Source organism: Paenibacillus kribbensis (genome assembly GCF_001705305.1).
GTDB classification, from domain to species: Bacteria; Bacillota; Bacilli; order Paenibacillales; family Paenibacillaceae; genus Paenibacillus; species Paenibacillus kribbensis_B.
In genome coordinates, this window is sequence record NZ_MCBP01000017.1 from 40587 (window position 1) to 65630 (window position 25044).

The following is a 25044-nucleotide window of genomic DNA, read 5'->3' on the forward strand; positions in this document are numbered from 1 at the left end:
AATCACCCTGTCCTTTTCTATTGATTATTGTTTGTTTTGTAATGCTTGTTTGACTTGATCCCAATGCTGATTAATCTCGTTGGGGGACATTCCTTTAATCGCATCCAATGTAAATGTGCTACCTGTTGAATTCGCAGGAGGTGTATACCCATCCCCTTTGAGCCGTTGTTCGACCTGCTGTTGGATAGCCATTTGCAGCGATTGTTCCAACATAGCCAAATTCGCTGTCGTCGCTTCTTCATCTGCACCAATAAAAAAATCCACTAACGGGAGTGGAAGTTTCTTTTCGGATGCAATTTTAATCGCTTGGCTGGTTAACCGTTCACGCTGCTTCTCTAGCTTCATATTTTCCACTTCGGCTCGTAGCTTCTCGACTTCAATTTCTTTTTCATCCTTAGCCGGGAATCGCTTCTTGATCTCAACATCCACTGCACTTTCCAGATGATTAGCCTTCCATGTTTCCAGCGATTTAGCGGATCGTTTGTCCACCGTGCTATCGAACCAACTTTTTGCTTGCTGATTAGATTGAATAAATTGCTCCATCCCTTCTACGCTATACGGATTCAAACCCTGAAGATATGTTTGCCATTCCTCATTGGTTTGGTTTTCCTCAATCAACTGCTTCACTTGTTGTAAATTCATTTTCGTTACTCTCCTTTATTGCCCATTCGACTCACAGAACCGAACACGCTTATGTATGTATTGAATTAAGCCGTTTAATGTCATGCTCAGGACAGCAATGTAACGCTTTAGAAATCACAAAAACTAGGAAAAGGTACAAACATACCAACACCCCACTTTTGCCTATTTTTAACCCTTTGCTTATAGGGATTTTTCCACCTCTAAAGCGTTACACCGAGCCGTCTTTTTGTCTGAACTTCCGAACACGTATCCTAATATTTTCTTTTCTCACCTTACCTCTACACTTCTCACAACATTTCTGCCGATTCGAATTTGCCGAAAATGTTCCTCCACAACGTGTACAGTTCACCCTCGGCTTCGCTGTCTTAGGCTCAGTCTCTACATTACGTTCAGACTTATACTCTTGATCCAGCTTCTCATCCATTGGCAACACTCCATTTTCAAAATAGGTACAACGGGGTAGACCATCATCTTGAGCGAAAAATACACATGGACTATCCTGTAAACAGCAGTAGTTTGAGATACCGTGTTTCGCTCCGAGATAGCATGCACAATTATTTTTAACCAACCGCTTGATGCTATTTTTATTCTGCATTTGATGCCTCCTTATCCGTAGCAATTAATCGTTGCTGCTCCCCATGAAATTTATTGAATTCCAGCTTCGGATTCTCCACGAATGGAAGCAACGTCAGCAATGTTTCCTGTGAGACCACTTGCTGCAATTTAACAATCACATCAGCCATCCCAACCAAATCTGTTGGCAAGTTACGAGTAAACTTCACGGCGATATCACGGTAATCATATTGAACGCCTTCTTTAATGTGCAGGAACGTGAAGAAATTTCGTAACCGCTGCTTGATTGCCTTTTCCATTAAGGCTTCACGCATTGCCACTCGATTCTCCAAATTCAGCAGCTTATTTCGCAGCGCTAGGGAAGACGTATTACTAGCCCAGTTTTCATTAAAATTAACCTGATCCATCATGTCGAAAATTTTGCGTTCAATGTTATTCAACTCATTTTTCACAAAAGAATCGTTAATCTCCTTCGTAAGCCAGCTTACCTTTCCTCCAGCCGGAACTTGAATAATGCCCATCTTCTTCATATTCAATAAATCGTCAGCTTCCAACTTGGCATTCTCAATCACAAGATAGGCATTGCGATGATCTGCGATTTCATTGACCAAATCAGAATTCAATGCGTTATAGGCATCAAACAAAGAAATCACATCATGGAAACCACTTTTTCTCTCCGTATTGGCTGAACAGGAGATAAGCGGGACTCTTCCAAAGATGTGATTATGCTTGCCTAGATAGTTCAATTCAGGCGCTTGGTTCTGCTTACTCTGATTAGGTTTATTATCGTTGCCGATTGTATAGTGTAGAATTTCATGGTCGGAATACACGTCCAAATATACTTGCTTATCGAATCGACGGGTAAATTTATGTAAGCCTAGTAATACATTTCGTTCTGCTGTTCCATCTTCCAACACATACGCATTCAATGGAGATAATACCGTAGCTGAAAACTGGCCATCCGAATCAATATAGTTCAACTCAAAGCTCTCACCAAAGATTTCAGATTGTTTCCGAAGCTGTAGATTATGCTCTTTATCCCAATGACTCATATGTACATCTATATTATGTATGGCTTCATCCTGATCTGACTTGGACACATAGTTTACTGGCTTACCGAGCAGATAACCCACTTCGTTATCCACAAACTTACGAGGGAAATTAAAAATGAGCTTTTGATTGCTTCGACTTTCCTGCATCGCATAGTTCTTGAGAATAGCATGCTGACCATTGTAGTAATCTGCATATTTCTGTTTGACCATTGCAGCCAATTGGAGTTCGTTTAGACATTCTATAATGATTTGTTCGGTTATTTGCAAATAAATACTTCCTTTCAAAATGGGCTATGTAATTGTTGCTTAAATAAATAAAAGAACCACCTTTAATAAGGTAGTTCCTTGTTGAATTAACGTTTCCCGTTAGAATTCCTGTAAAACGAATAATTTGCTCTTTGCATAAAAACGAGCGCCTCGGTACGATGGGGTTGCGCACGAGGTCATAGCCTCAAAAAGCCCATCCAGGAGGTCGCTCTACTATGAAGTTTAAAGCCCAGGACAAGCAAAATCAACTCATTGAAAACATTTCCTCATTACATCTAGTTGTAGGCGTAGATATTGCCCAGGAGGCTCACGTAGCTCGTGCGGTTAGCTACCGGGGAGTTGCTCTCGGATCTCCACTCGAGTTTGGCAGCCATGACGAGGGTTTTCAGTTGTTCTGCCGCTGGACTCAAGATCTGCTTAAGTTGTACAAGCTGAACAAAATCATCGTCGGTATGGAACCAACCGGCCACTACTGGCTAAGTCTGGCTCGTTGGCTTTCAGCCAAAGGAATTGAGGCTGTTCTCGTAAATCCTCATCTTGTCAAAAAGAACAAGGAAAACCGAGATAATACCCCATCCAAAAGTGACCGTAAAGATGCACTTGTCATCGCGGATATGGTCAAAAACGGATACTATTCCCCTGTACGCTTTAATCCGGAAGTCTACGAGGAACTTCGGATTCTCATGGCTAATCGCGACACGGTGGCCAAACGGCTTAACAGCGCCGTTAATCAAATTCACCGCTGGGTAGATATTGTGTTTCCAGAACTTCGTCATGTCTTTAAAATCCTTACCTGCACCAGTGCCATTGCCACGTTAAGGCTATTTCCTCTCCCGGAGGAAATTAGCCGGTTAACGACGGAACAAGTCATTGCTGGCTGGAAGCAGTATGTGAAACGTCATGCGGGCTTACAGCGTGCCGAACTGCTTATCTCGCTCGCTAAACGCAGCGTTGGCGCTAAGCAGGCTTTGCACGCCTACAAGCTGCACTTAGGTCAATTGCTCGAAGAATACGACTTGGCAAAGCGCCAGCTTGAGCAAATTGAGAGTGAACTCCAGCTCGTTCTTGAGCGTATTCCTTATGCCAAGAAGATGCTTTCCATTCGAGGGGTAAATGCTACGAGCTTGGCTGGTGTGTTAGGGGAAGCCGGTGATCTAAGTGGTTATGCCCACGGAAATGCCTTGCTTCGCCATGCAGGTCTAAACCTGGCTGAGGCCAGCTCCGGGAAATGGCGTGGGAAAATGGTCCTAAGCAAGCGAGGCCGCCCTCGTCTCCGGCGTTTCCTTTACCTCATGACGATGTGTATGGTTATGACCAATCCGGATATTAGGGCCCTGCACCACCACAATGTCGACGTGAAAAAGCTCAAAAAAATGAAATCTATTATGAAATTATGTGGTAAGGTGGCCCGAATGCTTATTAGCCTGGCCAAGAGCAGCGAAGCTTACAGTTCAGTTAAAGTATTTCCGCAAGCCGCTTAGGCGCGTTATTTCACCAGCTGATGCATTCGCAGGATGGACAAGAAGCACGGAGTATCGGGAGGCATTAAACAAAAGGGCTCGGACCCGTTCCGTTAGAATAACCGACCTCCACCCCTTAGTTAGATGTGACGAAGGAATGAAAGGGCTTGACCCGTTGAGACATGGGAGTGAAAATCGCTAGGGGCGACATGGAGACGTGCAGGATATGGAACAAATTAGGTGATATACCCTCACCTTTATTTCTACATGCCCTTTCAATTGTTCCAAGCTACTAGCTCCTCTGTTTCCTTCTTATCTGACACTTAGCTAAAGGTGAAATCCTGCGAATTCATGAGCCTGAGTGAGAAAACTAAATCATATTGAGGGAGCTTAATCACTTTTCGGTAATTGCTTGCTGGGTAACCTTTTGAAAATATCAAATAAATCCATCGCGGTTTCCTTAAAGACTTCATCTCCACCAGTTCCATTTATAGTAGTATCGAGCCTTGCGTATATGATCAGCAGTAGGCTTCTTGCTTCAGGCTCGTCTAATTGGCTAAGTCTCTCTTTTACCTTCTCAATTTCTAACAATATAAGCAACTCCTTAACTCGGTTCGGCAGGTTGCAGAAATGTCGTAGCTATCGTTTCCCATCTGCTTAATACTACCAAACAAACGCTCCACGACACAATAATCAATTAACATTATAGTTACCCGCTAAACTGCCGTTAGCTTAACGAGATTGGATCAAAATAAAGAATGAGTATCTAGCAGAACCCTCAAAACAACAAACTGCGATCATAAAATTTCAGACTTTTCACAGACTGAATTAACTGAACAGCTCCATATAAACTATCTGGCGCATCGTCGTATGTACAATTTCGATTGTAGTCCTTCACCTGATGATTGTATCTGAGGTTATCTGCATTGAACAGAATATGACCCTTCTTCACTTCCGGTTCCAAGCTCATAATGCGTTCATGCTTTTGACCCTTGGAATGAACACTTTCTACGAGTTTATGTATATTCGCCTTCCATAGCTCTTCTTCAAACTTTTGCTTCATATAGCTTTGTGCCTGATTCACCTCAAAGCCTAGCTTATCTACAGAATAAAGCTTCAATTTTTCAATAGCCACTTGAAATAAATCGTCCGGCAACAGTTTATAAATATTACCGTCGATCACGTACATCTGCTTCGTCTTCCGATGCTGACCAATAATTGAAATAGCCGAATAGTCATTTTTCTTCCCTGCTTTAATCGCTGGATCAATGTACATAGCCATTTCCATATCCTCAAATTCAGGCAACCTGTCCCAATACATGAGATTCTGAAATATGTATTCGTCTGTTGAACGTGGATCGTTTTGTAACTCTTTATAGAAACTCTTTTCACCCATCGCTTGCTTCTTGCACATCAAATAATAATAGTCCAAATACTCGCTCCACAGGATTTCCGTTCCCTTTAGCATTTCCTCCTCATGAGCCATAAAAAAAGACAAGGCAGTATTGATCCTATCTTCGTCTTGTAGATTATTATATTGTCGCTCCCACTCTGACCATAAATCGTCTCGCTCCGAAAACTGAAGCACGGCTGCTTTACGAACACTTCGCACACCTGGGATTTTACCTTTGAGCAGATCGGCCATAATATCTTCTTCATTCAAAATCGTTCCACAGATCAGAATATTCGTATCCCTTGTTCCAATAGGCAGAATGACATCTGTAAACGTATTTTTAATTTGTTCTCGTTTAGCTTCGGATCGTGCTGTATCTTCCTTGAGCAAATCATCCATCAATACCAGCGTAGGACGATGATGCTTATAGTGAATACCTCTCAAGCTACCGTCAATCCCACGAATCATAATACATGAGTCCAGTCCACCTTTACTCTTGAGCCAGATCTCATTATTGTTCCAGCGGCTCCCTTTTCGAATCCCGAAATCCTCAATCAGCATCTGATTTGTTTCTAGCTCATCTTTGATCATATCAAGGAACGGCAATGCAATCTGTTCTGTGGCAGATATAATCAATGTAAACTGTGATTTATCATATAAAGTCGCATACAGCGGAAATAAAAAAGAACTGATCGTCGACTTTCCATGCTCCCTTGGGAGGCCGAAAGCCGTAATCAGTCCTGTATTTGCAAGCATATGTCTTAATTCCGTGAATAGCTCTTTGTGAAACTTGCCGAATGCTCGATCAAAATATTTAGGGAAATAGGCCAAGGCGAAAAATTCAATGTCCATCTCACCGATAAGCTTTCTTAGTTCGGAGAAGCTGAATGTCTCGACCAGTTGTTTCATTTTGGGCGGCTTGAAATGCTTCTCCATATACTGCTTAAGCAGCTCAGCTTGGCGCTCATCTTCTTGCTTTATCGTTTCAATTGTTCTGGCTCCTTTCTCAAATTCACTATAAAATCATCACAAAAATTTCTACGCCCTTTGCTGGCGGCTCCGTTTATCTACATAGAAGCCCCCCTCCATCCACAACAAAAAGAGTGGCTTCTCACCACTCGATATTTGCCAAAGCTTCAGCCATATCCTGCTGTGTTGTTAAGGTATAGATATTGGTGGTCGCTACGTGATCATGCCCAAGGATTTGCTGGATGGTCGTCAATGGAGTCGTTTTTACCAACTTATAGCCAAGTGTATGTCTGAGCATATGGGGTGTGACTTTTACGTTGATCCGATCTCCATATTTGTTCAGGATCAGGTTGATCGCATTTCGTTCCAATGCTCCACGCTGCCCAATAAATAGATATTCTGATTCAACTTGTGGTCTGGCTTCAAGATATCGGGTAATGGCTTTTCGCACATCCTTATTTAATGGAATGGTGCGGAAGGAGTTTCCTTTGCCGAATACCTTCAATAATCCTTTGCGTTCGCTTATTTCAATATCCTTCAGCTTGATGCCAACCAATTCACTTACCCTAATTCCTGTTCCTATCAGTATTTCGATCATACAAACGTGCATGCGATTACCCATACGGTGAATTTCATTTCTCAGCTTCCACAAATCCTTTTCCTCTAACCCTTTGTATTGCCGAACCACCTTGTTCCTGACTGCTTCGATATGTATTTCTTCCTTTATATAGCCTTGTTGATGCATCCACTTTGCAAACACGTTGATACTGGCAATCTTACGATTAATGGTCAGTATCGCTTGGTTAGTGCTTTGCAGATATTTCTTGTATTCTACGCCATCCAGTTCAATCCACTTGTCCAGTCCATATTCCGTCTTGCCCCGATACCAAGCTATGAACTGTAATACGTCCCGAATATAGCAGGAAACCGTATTTTCACTCCGATCCTTGCTCCGTAAATGCGCTTCAAACCCTTGAATATACTTCATTTTCTCCCCCACCTTTTCGCTCGTGTGTCACATCATAGCGTTGATGCGAGGGAAAGTCCACTGATTACATAACTTATCTTATGCACTTAGTTTGGGCAATTTACAGGCTAATTCAGGGCTGAAACTGGCATTTATCTATACAAATACTGACGGCATAACGTTATAGCTGTGAATCATCCGACTCTACGTATCCTTTCTCCATCTCGACCGATTCCTCGATAGCTTCATAATCAGCATCCACTACATCGGCTTCGATCATATCCAAAAATAGCTGCTTCCGTTCCTGTTCCAGTGCCTTCGTATTCACCACCAGCTCACGCCGATCATTCCACTCGTTGGGTGCGCGGTTCTTTAAGTAGAAGATCATCGCTGTCGGATTGGGAGGCTGGTATCGTTTCACTTTCTCAATGCGCGTCTTCTTTTTTCCATTTTTGTCCTCTTCAATAATCGTTTTTATTTCTTCATATTCATACCCTGTAGCAGCTTTCAAAAGTGAATTTTCTACGTGTGAGATAGGGACAGATCTACTCCATTTGACTAGTTCAGCCAGCATCGGATGTTTATCTATATACTCATACCAAGTGGTTTTACCTATATCGAGTTTCCTGATAATGTCCTCCGCAATCACGCCTTCTTCAAACCACTGTTGAATCTCCGCTAACCGAGGATATACATGTGTTTCCCACTTGGTTGGACGTTCCAATGCTTCAGCAAATTTGGGATGTTTTCTACGATAGTCACCTAATGTCCAAATATGAATATTTAATCGCTTCGCAATCTCTTCATCTGTGGCTCCTTCACGTACCCAAACGGGGATATCCCTAAGCCTTGGCACAACAAATTGATCGTACTTGGTCAGTATCTTAGGCTTGTTTCTTTTGGGATTGTTATTGTTCTTGCTCATTAACTCAACTCCATCACGAAAAAAGGAACAGCCAACGATCAGCCATTCCCCATATGTATTCTAGCTTATCCTTCTAACTCAGCCTCGTAAAACAACTCGATATCCTTAATCACCTGCTGAATCAACTCGTTATCCTCTTGAGCCTCCTCAGCCCCTAGCACATTTACCTTTTCGGCTTGCATGCCCTTCAGGAATCGAATCACCATATTCACTTTTGCCTTACCCAATTCCATCATCCTTTCGGTTTAGTTAGCACATGATACCTCTGACCTTGCCGACTCAGCAACAACTTCTTGGTAGCTATACTGCTTACTATCCCGAATCAAATATACGCCGCTATTATCGCCAACGTTGGCAATGCTTAGCTTTCCCTCTGCCTTAATAAAACCTTATCTCCAATACAAAAAGCCTATGCAAGAGGATATGCATAGACGTCTGTATATTTTAATATCCGACCACTCATGATCACTCTTCACTGATGAGCATTTAACGCAACAGCCATTCCTTTATCGTCAATGTGGAAGATCCATTTTGAATGAGCGGATCTGAATTTCCAATCTTTATCGCCTCATCAAGTGATGCTGCCTTTATTAAATAGGCTCCTCCCGTTGCATCGCTAAATGGGCCATACATTTCGAGAAGCTCCTCTTTTTTTAACTTTTCCAGATGGTCATAGTGTCCTTGGATATCATTAGAATCGAACTTGTTTGTTCGGGTAGTCATTAATAAAAAATAGCTCACTGGTTTCCCCTCCGTATTTTTCTTGTAATACAAGTCTAGCATTACTGATCCATAAAATGAATATTAATTAATTTATCAAACCAATATATATATAACATCTATCTCAATATCTCTGACCTTGCCGATTCAGCAACAACTTCTGAATAGCCCATCTTCACTCCATCCCGAATCAAATATACATCACTACCGCTGCCAACGTGGGCAATATACCGCTTTACAATCACATCTACATATTTGGGATCAAGCTCACTCGTATAGCAAATCCGATCCGTTTCCTCGCAAGCAATCAACGTTGAGCCTGAGCCACCAAATGGATCAAATACGATATCACCAAGCTTACTGGAATTTTTAATTGGGTAACTAATTAAGGGAATCGGCTTCATCGTGGGATGATATTCATTCCGGAAGGGACGATCAAATTGCCATAATGTCGTTTGCTTTCGATCACTGTTCCAGTAGTGTCCACTAGTTGGCTTCCAACCGTACAATACGGGTTCATGCATCCAATGATAATCTTGTCTACCCATTACCATCGCTTGCTTTGCCCATATACAACACTGTGCTAGTTTGAACCCAGCTTCAATAAATGCCTTTCTAAAATTCAAACCTTCACTATCTGCATGGAACACATAGATACTAGCTCCGTCATCTGCTACTTCAAACATTTGAGTATAAGCAGCCAATAGGAAATCATAAAACTGGTCGTTATCCATCTTATCGTTTTCAATTTTCAAAGCATCCTTCGTTTTACCTGTGTAGTCGACATTATAAGGTGGATCAGTCACAATGAGTTGTGCCTTCTTGCCATCCATCAACGTTGCAATATCCTGCGGATTAGTCGAGTCTCCACAGATGAGCCTATGCTTACCAAGTAGCCAAATGTCACCTTTACGAGTGATCGGATGTTCAGGCAATGCTTCTTCTAAATCGAAATTATCTTCATCATCCACATTTTCTTCATGTAATATATCCAGCAACTTCTCACACTCGCTCATATCAAATCCAGTTAGAGAAAGATCATAATCAGCTAGTTTTAATTCTTCCAGTTCCTGAGCCAGCAATTCAAAATTCCAATCTGCGTACTCAGCCGTTTTGTTATCCGCTATTCTGAAGGCTTTGACCTGTTCAGGCGTTAAATCATCCACCAGTATCGTTGGAACTTGCTTTAATCCAAGCTTCTTAGCTGCTAACAGACGAGTATGACCTGCTATGATTTCATTGTTACTATCGATTAAAATTGGATTTTTAAATCCATAACTTTGAATACTTGTTGCTACATAATCTACAGCTTTCTCATTATTTCTGGCGTTTTTTATGTATGGTATCAGAATTTCTACGTTTACGAATTTGATTTCCAATCCACTTGATCCCCCTTTCTATCTTCATTTTTAAAAAGACTGCAATCCAAATCCAGATGCAAAACACAACAACTGCTGTGACAACTCGTGATATTTCTACACTTATTGCTTGTAACATTAATAGCATTCATATTTCTCCTCTCTGAATAAAAAAGGAACCCTAGCTCATAGCCAGAATTCCCGTGTAATCTAATTTATAATTGTAAATCTGCTCATTGTGTCACGTGACACCTTTTACTCTGTGTAGATTCAAGTCCTCAATTCGTGTGGTTTTAAATTTTGCAAATAGCAGCCGGTATTCAACAAGATTAATTTGAATATAAAACATGCAAATTTTATAATAAACAGCCTGACTACAAATGAATAAGTGTCTTAGGTATGAGGTAAACGTCATTTCTCCAGTTCATTCTTTCTAGGTTTAGGCTATATCAATGGACTGACCCCAGTTTCCCCTATATATAGAAAAGTAGGGTCACGTCAACTATCATGTTCAAAAAATAAAATGAAGACAGCCAACTATTGTTGGATGGCTACGGAAAGAAATAATTTGTTTACAAATTTTTGTTGACGGTTTCTTTTGATCTTAACGTTTGTACCCACATAAAGGGAAACTCTCTCACCATCTCGATAAAAACCACTTCGCTCCGCTTCGTAAACGGTATTCATCGACCTGCCGCCGTTTCCCCTCTTGCCTTCGGCAATTCACCCTTTTGCGGCTCATTTTGGACACTTTATTTGCAAATTTATCATAAGAGGAAGAAATCTTCCCTTAATATTAGGGAGAAAATCTTCCTTTCCACTCTATGATAGTTTACGATAATGCTCGCTAACTACGTGATCGGTGAATGCATCTTGATCCACCAGCATAAACAACCAATATTGTCGTCCAACTTTTGAGGTTTTTTCAAATAGCAATATATTATGATTCTTTAACTCACTCAAAATGAATTGCTTTCTATTTCCCTTCCAATTATCTCTAAACCACTGATATAGTGCTTTTCCACCTATAGCCTTAGCGGTAAGCTTGATATTCTTTTTGCCCACCATGAGCTTAACCATTTCGATCATTTTCTTAGAACAAGCTTTCTTAAATCGAAGTTCATTATGTAGTTGATGCATATGGACTCGTTCATCCGGTAATCTAAATTCCTGTTGCATCAGTGTTAACCATTCTGTCCGTTTCGAGTACATCACAATATCCACTTCTTCGGTTAAATTTACATTGCGTAGGGATGTTCTATGAATAATTTGCGAGAGATTAGCCAGCACATCTTCTATATATAGTTTTTGTATTCTCTCATCTGTAAACCAGTTCCCTTTATTTCGATTCTCATTTAAGGATATATCAATATCTACATCATACATGGCTACGGCAATTTCCCGATAATGCCTAGGAGGGCGAATGGGAATACCAAATAAGGCCATCGCATTAAAGCTAGAAAAATCATTATTACCTACCACATTGAAAAGATGTTTCCTCATATCATCATCTGACTTCTGCTTGATTGTGAAAAATTGCTTGAGCTGTTCGTCCGTAATTACACCCTCAGCGTGATAAAATACGATATCATCCTGCTTAGGTAATGCAATCATTTTGAAACTTGGACGTTTTTCTTGTAGTTTACTTTGTATCTCCAAGAAATCTCCTGCTATCGCTTCCTTGACTTCTTTTCGTTCACGGTAAGATAATGTTGTGGACGTATTTATATTTTTCCATCGAATATTCAAACGCTCAGCATATCGATGAACATTTGTCATGGGGATCAGTTCAAATCCAGAACGTTCATATATACTTTGGCTGATGTGTGCTGTCCCGTCCAAAATCAGCATATGGGTATGTAACCGACTATAGTCCAGCCACTCTGAGCAAATAATAGCTTGCTTATTCGTTCGTTCTATACATCCAATATGATCCTTTGCATACATCTTCATAAACCACGTATATCTTCTCATATCCTCAAGTTCACCTTTAGCATCAGCCAATTTAGCCAGGATTGTATTGAAGAACCGTTCTCTTTCTGAACCCTCTATAAATCGATTCAATCGTAATGTTGAATGGGAAGTTACATTGTCCTTTAATTCCAAGTTAATCAACTCACTCAGGATATCTCTAGCTTCCTTAAATTCACGATTACTTAAATGAATACGATCTGCCAAATGCTCAAACCAGTCAAATGAATTGTCTTTACTACCAATATCCCAGACACAACTGTCGTAGTAAATTGGCATCTCGTCTATGATCACCAGTCGTTTCCACTTATGTACTTCTTTAAGCTGAGCATTATCTTTCTTATTCTTAACTCGCTGCGGGTAATATAATAAATAATTATTCATGTTCTCATCATCTAACATCAAATCTCGAAGTCTTTGCTGAGGAATACATAAAATTTGATATTTTCTCATAGTATCTATCACTTTATGAATCTCATCAGAATTGACATATGCAATGGCATCTGGTATTTCATGTTGCTTGGCAAATTCAGATACATCCTTATATACATTATTCTTCATCGTGTCGTTATTATTAAACACAAGCAATAACGGATACTTTTCATGTTGATTTGAAGCATTTTTCTCTAATAGGCTCTTGCATAGAACATTTAATGCCGTACTTTTCCCTGTACCTGGAGCAGAATTGACTACCCATGATAAATAAGATTCTTCACGTTCAGTTTCATCCATATTCATTTGAAATCCCTTATGTATAAAACTTGATAATGCATGATATGTCGCCATAAATGCCTCTTCATGGAGACTTTCCATATGCGAACGAGAAATATAAGCTTCCAGATCGCTCCATTGATTCACTGCCAAATTAGATTCACTCCTTATATTTTCGGTTTCTTAATTTCCTCTAAAGCCTGTTGAAATTCTTCATTAATTGCATACAGCCAAAACTTTTGATGCTTATCAATTGTCAAAGCGCGAGTAATGTATCGAATATTTTTCTCCTGTAATTTCCTCATCATCTGACCATCGTAACAATAAAAATAGCTCACTCAGATTCACTCCTCTCATTTGTGGATCGCATCCATATACTAGATGTCACCCAAGCGCCCGTGTTAACAGGCGCTATATGTGTCACGTGACACCATTTACTCCATAGCCAGCAATTCATCCAGTATGTCATCCATTGAAACATGATTCTCTTTGGCAATATGATCTAATTGTTGCTTATAAAATTTGATTTCTTCCGTTAACATTTCCAATGATTTGTCCTCTAAAGAATCGCATTTTTTACATTTTTTCAATTCATCATGCAAGCTATGTAAATTCCATTTCTCTTCTATGTTGATATCAGAGTGAAAAAGTTCATTTCGCATCTCATCCCAAAATTTTTCAACCATCCACGGTCTGAATTCGGAATCAAAATGTTCTTTGTTTTTTTCCAAATCATAAACAACTGCAAAATCAATATCTTCTTCTGTTATGTTGGAGATATGAAGATGATTGATAATACAATTCATTTGAGCGGTTAAAGCGAATCCTCTATTTCTAGAAACAACCACAGAGCCAAGTCCCTTATAATTCAAAATTGGTGAGATGATTAAATCGTAATGCCAATCATCTACCCATCTCTTGACTTCGTTTACGGTTAGTTTTTCTTTTTTTATGTCATGCTTCTCCCAAAACGAACTATGAAATTTCCATTGATAGTTTTCAAAATGACTTTCTTCTTTCTGTGAACCGTCTTCATGAATGAATTTTGATGTCGGTTTGTTTTTTAGTAATCGGTTCAAAAACGATTCCATTTTCAGTAGTTGCTTGGCATGACCGTCCGAAATATACCCCTCTGCAATCCAATCGTGAATAAAAGGTAATAGTTTCAATAATCTCAAACGGCTTGTAACAAAAGCTCTGTTTTTGCTCACTTTTTTGGCAATTTGATCATGCGTGTATCCTTTTTGTACATACTCATAAAATGCATGAGCTTCTTCAATAGGAGTCATTTGCTCCCGTTGAATATTTTCAATGACAGATAGATGAAAAGCTTCCTCATCGTTTAATTCCTTTACTTTCACTGCAATTGTATCCAGTCCAGCCATTTGACTTGCTCGATATCTGCGTTCACCTTGAACAATTTCATATTGATTTCCCTGTGGTCTGACCAATATAGCTTCCTGTAATCCATCGCTTATAATGGATGCTGCCAGTTCCTGCAAAGACTCCTCGTTAAAATGCTTGCGTGGCTGATTCGGGTTGGTAACGATCTGGCTTAATTTTAATGTGATGTTCAAATGATGATATCTCCCTTATGTTTGGATTCGTATATAACGTTCTAGCTGTCACCCAAGCGCCCGTGTTAACAGGCGCCAGATCATGACACACTATGATTTAATTTATTCGATATGGACTATCGCCTTAAAGCTTGATTTCGTTACTTTTTCAATACTGATAAATTCAATTGCTGCAGTATCAAAATCAAAGAAGGATAACCCCTCATCTCGACGAATGACCTGATCTCTAGGAATAATACATTTCCTTTCTCCATACTCATCTATAATATGAACATAGTTATGCTCGACCACCTGAATCTGTAGTTTCTTACCCAATACTTGGTCAGCTACCGACTGCGATTCTTCCTGAGACTTTTTCAAGGTGCTGAAGCCGATCAAGTAATTCTTCAACACTCGTCGAGTGCTTTTTTCGTCCAGTAGAGAAGGCGTATTACTAGTTTGTACTACGGTTTCCCGTTCAGCTTCGAATCTAATAAAAAATTGTCCCATAATCTCAAGTAATGAATACACACCATCCCGCACATGGAATGGAAACTCCAGATCATCTATTGTAGCCATGCCAGCTTGAACGGTAAGCTCCTTACCTTCCACATTTCGATTCGTAAGCCGGTTTACCTTTCGTACTTCCCTCTTCATCACATTTTCATGCTGCTTTAAATTTTCCAGTAGTCCATCTACAAATAGCCATGCAAAGGAGTACGTTCTGTAGTTTTGATAAGCGATCTCGACGGCAACACTGGCAAGTACCGAAGAATAAGGACAGATCTCTTCACACTGAGTTTTGTATTCCTCTCTTAACCTGGCGTATTCTGCGCTAATTGTTTTCCGGGTATCATTGTCTCGTTGCCATTTTTTCAGTTCGTTAAATTGCTTTTGGCGATGATCAATTGTTTTTTTCTGCTCGTTGTATTCTGTATACAGTGGCTCAATGCGAGCTAGATAGTCCAGAAACTTAGGCTGGCTAACCTTTCTCATATCCTGTAACAGTTGTCTCGTACTTTCTATGCCTAAAATCGACTGATCCAGTTTGCCATCTTTCATGTTAAACGTGTCATCTATATACTTTTCTGCCACAACACAAAATTGATTAAACGGCGATTTCTTCGAGTACTGATAATCATCCGCTTTGCCACCATTAACAAAACGAAAGAAATATGGCATCTGGATAGCCAGACGATCCAGCACATATGGAATCTCTACTTCCAGCCCATTTTTGGTCGCATCAATGATTTGACCTTGGAGAAATTTTAAAACTGAGTTTTCCAAAACGCGTCCTTGAAGGCTCTCTTCCTCCAAAGCCAGATTCTGAAAATACGTATTCACATTCGTACATCTACCCGTTAGATTATGTAGACTTTTTAGCTCCATCTTGATGATACTGTCCATATTATTCAGTACAGGTGCAGCCACTTTTTTATCATCTTCATTGATGATTGTAGGAGCATCAATCACTGCCGTGAGTATGGTGGGATCATTGGTACAGAGAGCCGTGTCCCCATCGACATCTGCTCCTCCAAGTCTCATCAGGCTCAGATCATGACAGTTAAGCACAATCACATTATCTAAATGACGTATATATCGGTTATGTACTTGTACAAAATCTAGCTTACCGACTTCATTAAATATAGTTAACGGTGAACGGAATAGCGTATGCATTCCACGTTTCCGATTCATAAAAGCCTCGTTCTTCTTCAACACACCTGTTACTGGTTTTCCACTGGCATGCTCCATAAACGCAATTGGATCATTGGTTAGATAAAAGTAACTGCCACGAATCGGGATACGACCTTTTAACATATCCTGAACTTTCTGCATCGCTTGCTTCACGATGAATTTACGGACATTACCGTCATACAGCATCAATTCATTCAAATCGATAGCTTGGATGATTTCATTTATAAATTGTTTCTTCTGACCTCGTTCTATTTCATCTTCCTGTTCGTCGGGTTCTTCATCTACATCTTTGGGTTCATCGTCTTCTTGGACTAACATATGTAAGAATGCTTTCGTGTAAGCAATATCTCGAAGCCACTTTCCATGGGTGTCATCCTTTTGTCCATGTAGTACACGTTTGATGACATCCATTAAAGGCGTAGCTAATTGAAATAAATCGTTCAGTGTAAGATTCAGCGCATGAATATATTGGTAGGTCAGTGGTGTATAGGCTTTCATCTGGTATGCTGGCTTCGCATAATTTGCGACCCAAAAATGGTTATGGTTATGTACTTTCAGTAATTCTTCGTATTCCGCTATATTTTCAAACAAACACTTAGGCTTTGCTTCTCCCTCACTGTATTGATGCCATGCTTTGAAGCAGGATTTAGTGAGGATGAGATCAATAGGACGACCCTGTTTATCGATAATCGGCTGTGATTCATCGAAAACATCTTTTATTTCTGTCACGTTGTTTTCCTTGAACCATTTCATCAGATCGAACCGGATAAAGTTACCTTTAATATATGGAAGTCTTCCCTGAACTGCATTAGGTGAATAGGATAGGTTCAAATGCTGTCCGATACGCTCTGCAAACTGGAAGCTCATTAGACCTTGACCATCAAAAAACTGGACATTCTTATTTTCATACTTCGGGTACTCCACTCGCTTAAATCCGATGGACTCTTCATTGATTGCTATGATTGGGATTTCTTCCGTTTGCTCGATGGAATAGCAAGGATATAGTTTGTCATTATACATAACTGAACGAGCAGGGAAAGAAATTGCTTCTAGCTTCACACGACGATTCTGTTTATTCCATCCGTTGAAAGTTTTGAACTCTGATTGATCAGGAACAGATTTCGTGCGACCATTCCACGGGATGGTTTTATTGGGTATACGATCTAACTTATGTAATTGTTCCTTGGTTGGCTTCAATTCTTTCTTCGCTTTGAAATATTCACGTTGCTTCGTCTTTTCATCGAATATCAACTTCTGCTGCTCCAAATTTTCAGCACACTTTTCCACTTTCCATACATCCTCGATGATCGTATCTTTTTCATAATCTGGTATGACGACAATACGAGGGACATACCGGACTTGTTGTGCTGCTGAACGACTTACACCAAGTGCTGCTTCCCATTTGTGGATATTGGTGAGTGGTGGTATTTTGCCGAGTGTAATGTGTCGATACAAATCAGCAACATACTTTTCTTGGATAAATTCTGTTCGCTGTGTACGTCCCATCGCAGGTGACTTGATCGAACGAACATATTTCTTTCCATTATAATAGATGCCATCTCGCAATATACGTTCAAACAGAGCAAGTTGGGATGGATCATCTTCGTCGATTTGATCAGCTTTGAGCATAAAGATGACTTCGGTAACATCGGTGGAAGGATCACGTTCTGCTACGACTCGTTTGAGTTGGTCGAGATAGATGCTGTCCGATACAGTGATGGTACGAGTGCTAGATGGTGGCGCGTTAAGTTGATCGCCTACATCAGTGATCTCCTTAAAGTGGAACAGATTGACTTGGTATTGATTTCGTGTTGGATTAGTGGACAAATTTTGGCCTCCTGTTTATTGGTTTGAGTGATATGGTTGTGAACGTTCCATTCTGTGTCTGAGCATAAACAAAACAAACGTTCGTATATAATATAACGAATATACGTTCGCATTGCAAGAGTTAAGTTCAGAGAATTGTTTATATTATGACAAGACTTTAAGGAGAACAAGAAAACCGAGGGCTACATACCCTCGCTACCTATAGTGTAAAATGAAAAAGTTAATATTATAATATTACATTCAGACCGTTTTAATATAGTACATTAAAGATTTTAACGTTTTCCATAGTGAATTGATATATTAACAGACTAATCTAAATGTCTATTTGGAAAAGTGTGAGTAAAATATAAATTCCCATAAAAAAAGAAATTAATCCAACGAATAAATAGGCATTAAAATAGGGATGTGTTTCCTTCTTGTTCTCAATATCCTCCTACACTCATTCTAAATCCTTATAAATCGAGCGTTTGACATTTCTACGTACAGAGTATACGAAATTATATCCCATTCAAGTGCTTCATACTAAAGCACGAAATACTGTTTAGATTCGCCGTGGCAGAGATATCCAAATTTTGGTTAAATTCCGCCCCCAACTGTCTTCCAAATATGTACTTTATGAAATACCAACGCTAGCTTAATTTATGTAATAGTTTGATATAATATATCTAATAAATTGAAGCTGCTCTAGTCCAACTATTAGGAGGTTATAATGCATTTCAAGTCATTTACGATTAAAAATTTTGGACCTATAGAAGATTATTCTGTTAATTTCCTACCAAAAGGACTTAACATTATAGTTGGAAATTCAGCTACTGGAAAAACTCAAATGTATGGCTCTTTATTATCTCTAATTCAAGGAAGAAAAGTACTATACTTCGATGATGAGTCAACCGAAGCTAGCTCTCTAACGCTAATTTCTGAACACAAGAATGTAATTCAGAAGCATGAATATATGTATCAGGAAAAAGTTTTCACTTGTGTTTTTCAAAACATTGCAGTATCAAGAAATATAACTCTCTCCTCAAATACGTCTCAACTTCTTAGCTTGAGACCTACATTTTATCATGGTGAGCTTGATATTAGTTTACAAGAAATTGATATTACATTTATTGCTTCTCTTTTAGTCAACGAACCTAAATTTCTAGATAGCTGGTCTTTAATAAAAGTAAAATATCTATCCCAATTACAATACATCGGTAAGGAAAAAATAGTAATTACTTCCCGTGGTGCAGAACAAGCCTTGAAATTACTCGCCGTGATCTCTTATCACTCTAAATCAAATTATTCATCACCGCTCATTTTAGATGAAGCCTTAGATTTTATTGATGATCAGTTTCTCAACTTTATCTATTTTGTATTAATAAAGTATTCACAAAAAAATCAAGTCATTCTATTCAGTCAGTTTGGATATACAGACAAATTAAAGCAAATTTCTTGTATGGAATTTCCCCTTTTACATTGGAGAAAAGAAAACCGTTCTCCAATAGGATACAATTACCATTCATCAAGAAACAAGCTTCTTCCTTTAGAGCCTGAAAAAAAGAGCGAGAAAGATAATCCCTTAATAGTTAGATATATTAGTCATTCTATACTAAAGGATGAAGAATATAGATTTGTTGAGTTTAAAGAAATAAAGGGCAATAATCCTACAGACTCAATCCTTAGCCTCGTAGATCAATACATTGTCGCATATTTAAACGAAAATTCAAATCATAGAGGTCGGATTTTCTGGGGTATTACAGACGAGGAACGAAAAGTAGTAGGTGTAAAATTAAACTATAAACAACGTGATGAATTGCGAAAACGTATTTCTGAAAAATTAGGACAAATACAACCATCACTTCCCCCAAGTGTATACAGAATAAATATAGAAAAAGTATATGATAGAGAACTCAATGAAATAGCTGACTTATGCATTGTTGAAATTTCTGTTGAGCCCTATCAGAATAGCTACCTTTACTCTACTTCCAAAGGAGAGGTGTATATTAAAACCGATGGTGGGAAAAAGAAGCTCTCTGCACTAGAACTACAACAGGAGATATTACTTCGAAGGAAAAATTAGAGCATCTTTTAAGTACAACTTCACAGATTAAAGAGAAGATAACCGCCTTTAAAATGGCGGTTATCTTCTCTACTCTAGACTTTTCGTTTTTTCATTTAAATCCATATTAATAAATCCCTTGAGATCATTTCTATAAAATTCGTATTTAATAAATTCCGAAGCTATTTCCGGTGGAGTATTATCTACAATAATTATTTGCACATTATCTTGCAGTTCAATGAGAAAGCTATATATTGCTCTATAACTTTGTGGGTCAAGTCTCTCATCATCAGTTACATCTGAGTTAATTCCTAAGTACTTACTCACAGTATCGAACATTAACAACCCAGGATGATTTAGTTCAGGTTGGTCAATTTTAAGTTTCAGTATTGCCCCAAGATATGCAATCTGAATACACATAACTAAACCGCCACTTTCATGATCAAACACACTTGCATCATGGTAATAAGGCATATACGAATCCGTATTAATATAGTCAACTAAAGGATCTGTTGAAAAATTGAATTTCTTGAGTAATGCCCTGTACTCCTTATTTAAAAATTCCAAAACATTTTCCTCAACTTTCCCTTCAACACGCAAGCCCTGTTCTTGGGCCCTTAATCTTTCTAATGTTTTCTCGGCAGAACTTATTTCATTATTTTTTTCTTCAATTTTTTTATGAACTCGAACAAATTCTTTAATTAGGTTCTCATTATTTTGAAAAGAAGAAATAAAACTGTTAAGAACCTCAATTTCGGCAAGAAACGGCGTTTCAATATTCTCTGAAAATTCTTTAAAAGCAACGTCATATATATCTTTTCTACCTTTAACTTTTTCAATATACGAATTAGCCTCATTTAAAGCAGATTCATTTTGCTGAATTGAAGCTACTAAAGTAGAGATTTTTTTATTGAGTTGACTAATTGCTTGATTTATTGATTCTTGACTTTCTGCAGGAAGATTCATTTTAATCATTGAATCACATAGTGGACAATGATGTTCATGATGGTCATATTTATAATGAAAGAATGCTTCCTTTGTAGCAACCATTTCTTCTAATTCTTTGTTATAGTCATTTAAAAGATTCCTTTTACTGCTTAATGAAAACTGGATACTTCTTCTAAGTTCCTCCATATTTGAAAGTTCTCTTGCTTGATTAATTACTTCAAGTTTAACTTCGTTATATAATTTATTATTCTCACTTTTTTTATCGCTTATTTGCTGAAGAAGCTTTTTCTTTTCCAACTTTTTCCCATTAATCTTATCGCTTATATTATTTAACTCAGTAAGCAAAAGCAACTGATCTTCTGCATCTCGTTCTTTAAGGTATTGATTCAAGCTTTCTATTTCTCTCTCTAAAAGTTTGATTTTATTTTCATTATCGACTATTTGCTGGATAAGTGCATCTAAATCAGGATTGATTAACTTGTGAAGTAATTGAAATGTTGGTTTGTTTTTAGGTTTTACAAAAGAATTTTCAGAATTCAAAAAATTCTTAGTTCCTAGCTCGTGCTGATTAATGTATACAAATCGAAGCATATCTCTAAAAGAGATTGATTCTGTGGTCTTTGTTGTGTCATGAGCCTTGTTCTTAATTCTCTTAAACTCTGGGATTTCTAAAATGTCGAGGATAAATCTCGATAAATCTTGATAGTCGACTATTTTAGGAATAAATGAAGAAAGTTGCTGTGAATCCGTGTAGTATATATGAATTTTGGTTGTATTTTGTTTTAAGTCCCTTCTTAAAGTGTAAGTATTCCCCATGATTACTAACTCTAAAAACACATGGTCACAAAATTGTCCTAGTTCCTTCTGAACGTTTAAATTTATCTTTTCTTTATCGCCAAGACAGTAATCGATTAATTTCAAAATAAGAGATTTACCGCTATAACTATCACCAGAAATAATATTAAGTCCCAACGTAAAAGGAAACGTCCTTTTATAATAGTCTCCCTCAACAATCAACTTCTTGATTCTTATGGATTGGATCATTTTTTTACTCCCATAATAATTTTTTCTCCCTCAACTGAATACTTGGTTTGTGTTTTGATAGTATTTATTCGTTCTTGTAGTTTCTTATAATACGAGCTCTCTAGCTGGGTTAAAACTTCTTTTCCCTCTGCTGTAAGTGAGCATTTAAAATCATCATTTTTTTCATTTGAGATGGTGATATATCTTTGAGAGTATAGATTCAATAGTATTTCCTTTATCTGACTTTGGATATCAAAATAGATATTCTCATTATCTAAAGAAGTGTTTAAATCAGATTTTTTTTCAAATATTAAAGGATCACTATCTGATATCGAGAGACTATAATAAAAAAGTATATGTCTAATACTTAGTCCTGATCTTTTGCTAAAGGAATTGATTACAAATAAAACATTCATCATTTCTAAAAATGGATTATTGAAAAGTAATCTAAGTGATACTGGTAAGTTATTGTTCTGCATAATATTCATCCCTACTTATCCTATTATCTCCCCACCAAATATCCTTTTCCCAATCATCAGCTAAAACATGTATTAAACCTTTATTTTCAAAATCAAAAGGAAGACATTCTTGTATAACCTTAGTTAGTCTTCCATACTCAAGACATCCAAATTGTTCATGAATTTCATCAATAAATAATTGACTATCAAAATGGCTACCATAACTAATCTTTTTAATATCCGCATATTTCATAGCGCATACTGTTAAGATTGTCATTATTACTCTTTCATCAAATCTCTTTTTTCTTAATTTTCTGATATATCTATCAGCGAAGAAGAAAAAATCTTTGCTTTGTTCGTAGGTCTCATTATCAATTCTCTCAAGCTTTATTTTTTTACAGAACAAATTTTTATTTAAATCTTCCTTTATTTCTGGGTCAGGTGGCTCAACAAAAAATTCATCTTCATCAGTTTGTAACGAAGATGGCGGCTCTGTTGAGCTTATCTCATTTAAAATTCTTCGAATTTCTTTTACATGGCTAGATTTTGTGGAATCATATGAAATCACTTCTAGTCGATACTTTGCCTTTAAATCCGTGATAATCTCTTCACTCGGTCTGTCTAAAAGTATGAAATGCCTAGCTTGAAAAGTATCATTATAATCTTGTATAAGTTGCCTAATATATTCGTCATCAAAAGAGAAGCCCATAAAAAGTAAAACAAAGCTCCCTGAAATAAGAGAAAATAATCTTTTATATTTTTCTTCTGAATAAACTTGGTTATATTTATTTCTTGTCAGGACAAGAGAGCCTGTGTCTGAAATATTCCCATGAAGATGCCATATTCGTTTTGGTGATTCATCCAAAACCAACTCGTGCGAACTTACAGAAGATTGACTTAGTATCTGTGGGAATAGCCGTTCACCTTCCAAATAATCATAAAGCCATTGATCATAGTTTGTAGTTAAGATACGTTGAAAATTCAGTCGCCCAATATCTGAATAATTATGGTCTTCATCACTTGGGCACCTTACTTGCTTTGCTTGAACTAAACGTACTATCCCCTCTTGAATTTGTCTCTCATCGTATCTTCCATATCTCATTAATGAATCAACGGCGTTCCAATAATTCTTTGTGCTCAGTTCAAATTCTATAGCAGGTAAAAGTTGAGCAGGGACGTTAGTAGACAGTTCATTTATAAGATCCCCCCAACTTGGAATTTTAAAAGGAATCGATAAGCCTGCACCAATAAAAGGAACTAAACGTCCTTGAGAATAAATGTTCCTCAGATGTGTAATATTGTGATCGGTCATTCTTGCCCTCCCAAATACCTAATTATTGATATCGATAGTTCAAATTATCTATAAATATTCGACAGCTATCCACAGAATCCTTCATTATATTGGAAGTAATATTAAGAGATAGTACAACACTCCCGGATTTTCCTCTTGAATCACATTTTAGTGAATTCAGAACTATTGATGGGAAATTATTGAACAAAGAGCAAGCTGGCAAGCTTATCAGTTTCGTAAGATTTCTTGTTACAGAAAATAATAGAAAGGAATAATCCACCATCGATAGATATCGAAAAACGCGGAAAGAACTCTTGGCGATTTATTGTTGAAATTGGCTCATCAACTCAAGGAAAACACCTTTAGAAAACTAAAACAATAAAAATCGAAGATGAAACTTTATTGCGAACAAAGAAGCGTTTAAATGACCATCTGAATGAGGAATTAGTGAAATTCAGGATTGAAGATGAAGCAGGCAAGTACATTGCGCCAGAGGAGATGCGGTTCTCCGTATTCTGAAAGAATAGGAAAATAAATCTGCAGTTAAGCAACTCAAGGCCACTACTTCAAACAAATACAAATATTACCTAAAAACAGACACTTCCTTTATTCGGTCACAATCGGCTTGATCAGGTTAAGCCAATTCATATCCTGAATTACTTAGATTCACTTGATAAAGATAGGAGTCGCTTGGACGGAAAACAGGCAACACTATCGTCCGGCAGTTTATTTATATGTATCGGATTTTAAAAATAACTTTAGCCGCGCTGGCGAATGATGATCACTTTTAGCCTTAAATACGGGGATGCGTAGAGGAGAGCTACTTAGGTTATAATGGAAAAATATCGATTTAAAAACCGGAGTTATTGATATTAGGCAGAGCATTACAGCATATAAAGATGGCGACTCCATCATAAAAGAACCGAAGATAAAATACTCTTTACGGAAAGTCCATGCTAAGATTATCTCCGAACGGCTAGGACATGCTTACATCGGCACGACCATGAATATCTATAGACACGTATTGAGATCAGCCGACCACGAAGCGGCCAACAAGTTTGACTCCATTTTGTCGGCCATTATGGCAAAATAACCCCCTCAACATCATTCGTCACCATTCGTTCCCAATCAACAATTTTACTTACTCAAACCCCTTATAAATCAAGGAACACACAGCACTCCCCATACCTTTGTAAA

Annotated in this window: 18 protein-coding genes; 2 read left to right on the forward strand and 16 right to left on the reverse strand. The window is 38.1% G+C overall.

The genetic code is table 11. The features are described 5' to 3' along the window. Window positions 1-24: 24 nt before the first annotated feature. A complete protein-coding gene (locus BAZ21_RS23725) occupies window positions 25-642 on the reverse strand; it encodes a DUF4355 domain-containing protein (protein WP_068505370.1) in 618 nt (205 codons plus the stop codon). Between the two features lie 584 nt (window positions 643-1226). Continuing rightward, on the reverse strand, window positions 1227-2534 hold the full coding sequence (locus BAZ21_RS23735) for a phage portal protein (RefSeq protein WP_068505372.1): 1308 nt from the start codon (window positions 2532-2534) through the stop codon (window positions 1227-1229). Window positions 2535-2749: 215 nt separating this feature from the next. Here BAZ21_RS23735 and BAZ21_RS23740 point away from each other — a divergent pair, with 215 nt between their 5' ends. Then, window positions 2750-4015: an IS110 family transposase gene (locus BAZ21_RS23740; protein WP_068505373.1), complete on the forward strand. Its 1266-nt coding sequence runs from the start codon at window positions 2750-2752 to the stop codon at window positions 4013-4015. A gap of 369 nt (window positions 4016-4384) precedes the next feature. Here the strand turns inward: BAZ21_RS23740 and BAZ21_RS23745 are convergent, their stop codons facing one another. The 11 genes from BAZ21_RS23745 to BAZ21_RS23785 form a co-directional block, all read right to left on the reverse strand. Next, window positions 4385-4585, reverse strand: a complete 201-nt coding sequence (locus BAZ21_RS23745; protein WP_068505374.1) for a hypothetical protein — start codon at window positions 4583-4585, stop codon at window positions 4385-4387. Between the two features lie 187 nt (window positions 4586-4772). Continuing rightward, window positions 4773-6296, reverse strand: coding sequence for a phage terminase large subunit (gene terL, locus BAZ21_RS23750; protein WP_256022426.1), 1524 nt, complete (start codon window positions 6294-6296; stop codon window positions 4773-4775). Window positions 6297-6498: 202 nt separating this feature from the next. Beyond that, window positions 6499-7344, reverse strand: a complete 846-nt coding sequence (locus BAZ21_RS23755; RefSeq protein ID WP_068505376.1) for a tyrosine-type recombinase/integrase — start codon at window positions 7342-7344, stop codon at window positions 6499-6501. Between the two features lie 160 nt (window positions 7345-7504). After that, window positions 7505-8248, reverse strand: coding sequence for a transposase (locus BAZ21_RS23760; protein WP_068505377.1), 744 nt, complete (start codon window positions 8246-8248; stop codon window positions 7505-7507). 65 nt (window positions 8249-8313) lie between these two features. After that, window positions 8314-8475, reverse strand: a complete 162-nt coding sequence (locus BAZ21_RS29175; protein WP_176718206.1) for a hypothetical protein — start codon at window positions 8473-8475, stop codon at window positions 8314-8316. 259 nt (window positions 8476-8734) lie between these two features. After that, window positions 8735-8989 (reverse strand): YciI family protein, encoded by a 255-nt coding sequence (locus BAZ21_RS23765; RefSeq protein WP_068505378.1) that lies wholly within the window; start codon window positions 8987-8989, stop codon window positions 8735-8737. A 98-nt stretch (window positions 8990-9087) separates the two neighbouring features. Further along, window positions 9088-10347, reverse strand: coding sequence for a DNA modification methylase (locus tag BAZ21_RS23770; RefSeq protein ID WP_068505379.1), 1260 nt, complete (start codon window positions 10345-10347; stop codon window positions 9088-9090). A gap of 801 nt (window positions 10348-11148) precedes the next feature. Continuing rightward, window positions 11149-13161, reverse strand: a complete 2013-nt coding sequence (locus BAZ21_RS23775; protein ID WP_068505380.1) for a hypothetical protein — start codon at window positions 13159-13161, stop codon at window positions 11149-11151. A gap of 14 nt (window positions 13162-13175) precedes the next feature. Further along, window positions 13176-13346, reverse strand: coding sequence for a hypothetical protein (locus tag BAZ21_RS29180; RefSeq protein ID WP_176718207.1), 171 nt, complete (start codon window positions 13344-13346; stop codon window positions 13176-13178). A 96-nt stretch (window positions 13347-13442) separates the two neighbouring features. After that, window positions 13443-14585 (reverse strand): ParB/RepB/Spo0J family partition protein, encoded by a 1143-nt coding sequence (locus BAZ21_RS23780; protein ID WP_068505381.1) that lies wholly within the window; start codon window positions 14583-14585, stop codon window positions 13443-13445. A gap of 102 nt (window positions 14586-14687) precedes the next feature. Continuing rightward, a complete protein-coding gene (locus tag BAZ21_RS23785; RefSeq protein WP_068505382.1) occupies window positions 14688-18086 on the reverse strand; it encodes an RNA dependent RNA polymerase in 3399 nt (1132 codons plus the stop codon). A 709-nt stretch (window positions 18087-18795) separates the two neighbouring features. Here BAZ21_RS23785 and BAZ21_RS29975 point away from each other — a divergent pair. Further along, entirely contained in the window at window positions 18796-20148 is a 1353-nt protein-coding gene (locus BAZ21_RS29975; RefSeq protein WP_068505383.1) for an ATP-binding protein, read from the forward strand. A gap of 69 nt (window positions 20149-20217) precedes the next feature. On the opposite strand, the gene BAZ21_RS23795 is transcribed toward BAZ21_RS29975, so the two are convergent. From BAZ21_RS23795 to BAZ21_RS23805, 3 genes are read right to left on the reverse strand one after another with little or no spacing between them, the layout of a single operon-like run. Continuing rightward, a complete protein-coding gene (locus tag BAZ21_RS23795) occupies window positions 20218-22119 on the reverse strand; it encodes an AAA family ATPase (RefSeq protein WP_068505384.1) in 1902 nt (633 codons plus the stop codon). Beyond that, window positions 22116-22586, reverse strand: a complete 471-nt coding sequence (locus BAZ21_RS23800; RefSeq protein WP_068505385.1) for an ABC-three component system middle component 4 — start codon at window positions 22584-22586, stop codon at window positions 22116-22118. Before BAZ21_RS23800 ends, BAZ21_RS23795 begins: the two co-directional genes overlap by 4 nt. Further along, window positions 22564-23868: an SIR2 family NAD-dependent protein deacylase gene (locus BAZ21_RS23805; RefSeq protein ID WP_068505386.1), complete on the reverse strand. Its 1305-nt coding sequence runs from the start codon at window positions 23866-23868 to the stop codon at window positions 22564-22566. The genes BAZ21_RS23800 and BAZ21_RS23805 overlap by 23 nt, the downstream gene beginning before the upstream one ends. Window positions 23869-25044: the final 1176 nt, after the last annotated feature.

Bases quoted from the DNA above. Each gene is read 5' to 3' on its own strand.
- BAZ21_RS23740 (WP_068505373.1), top strand. From the start codon at position 2,750: ATGAAGTTTAAAGCCCAGGACAAGCAAAATCAACTCATTGAAAACATT.
- BAZ21_RS23800 (WP_068505385.1), bottom strand. From the start codon at position 22,586: ATGAATATTATGCAGAACAATAACTTACCAGTATCACTTAGATTACTT.
- BAZ21_RS23805 (WP_068505386.1), bottom strand. From the start codon at position 23,868: ATGACCGATCACAATATTACACATCTGAGGAACATTTATTCTCAAGGA.
- BAZ21_RS23795 (WP_068505384.1), bottom strand. From the start codon at position 22,119: ATGATCCAATCCATAAGAATCAAGAAGTTGATTGTTGAGGGAGACTAT.
- BAZ21_RS29975 (WP_068505383.1), top strand. From the start codon at position 18,796: ATGCATTTCAAGTCATTTACGATTAAAAATTTTGGACCTATAGAAGAT.
- BAZ21_RS23725 (WP_068505370.1), bottom strand. From the start codon at position 642: ATGAATTTACAACAAGTGAAGCAGTTGATTGAGGAAAACCAAACCAAT.
- BAZ21_RS23755 (WP_068505376.1), bottom strand. From the start codon at position 7,344: ATGAAGTATATTCAAGGGTTTGAAGCGCATTTACGGAGCAAGGATCGG.
- terL (WP_256022426.1), bottom strand. From the start codon at position 6,296: ATGAAACAACTGGTCGAGACATTCAGCTTCTCCGAACTAAGAAAGCTT.
- BAZ21_RS23760 (WP_068505377.1), bottom strand. From the start codon at position 8,248: ATGAGCAAGAACAATAACAATCCCAAAAGAAACAAGCCTAAGATACTG.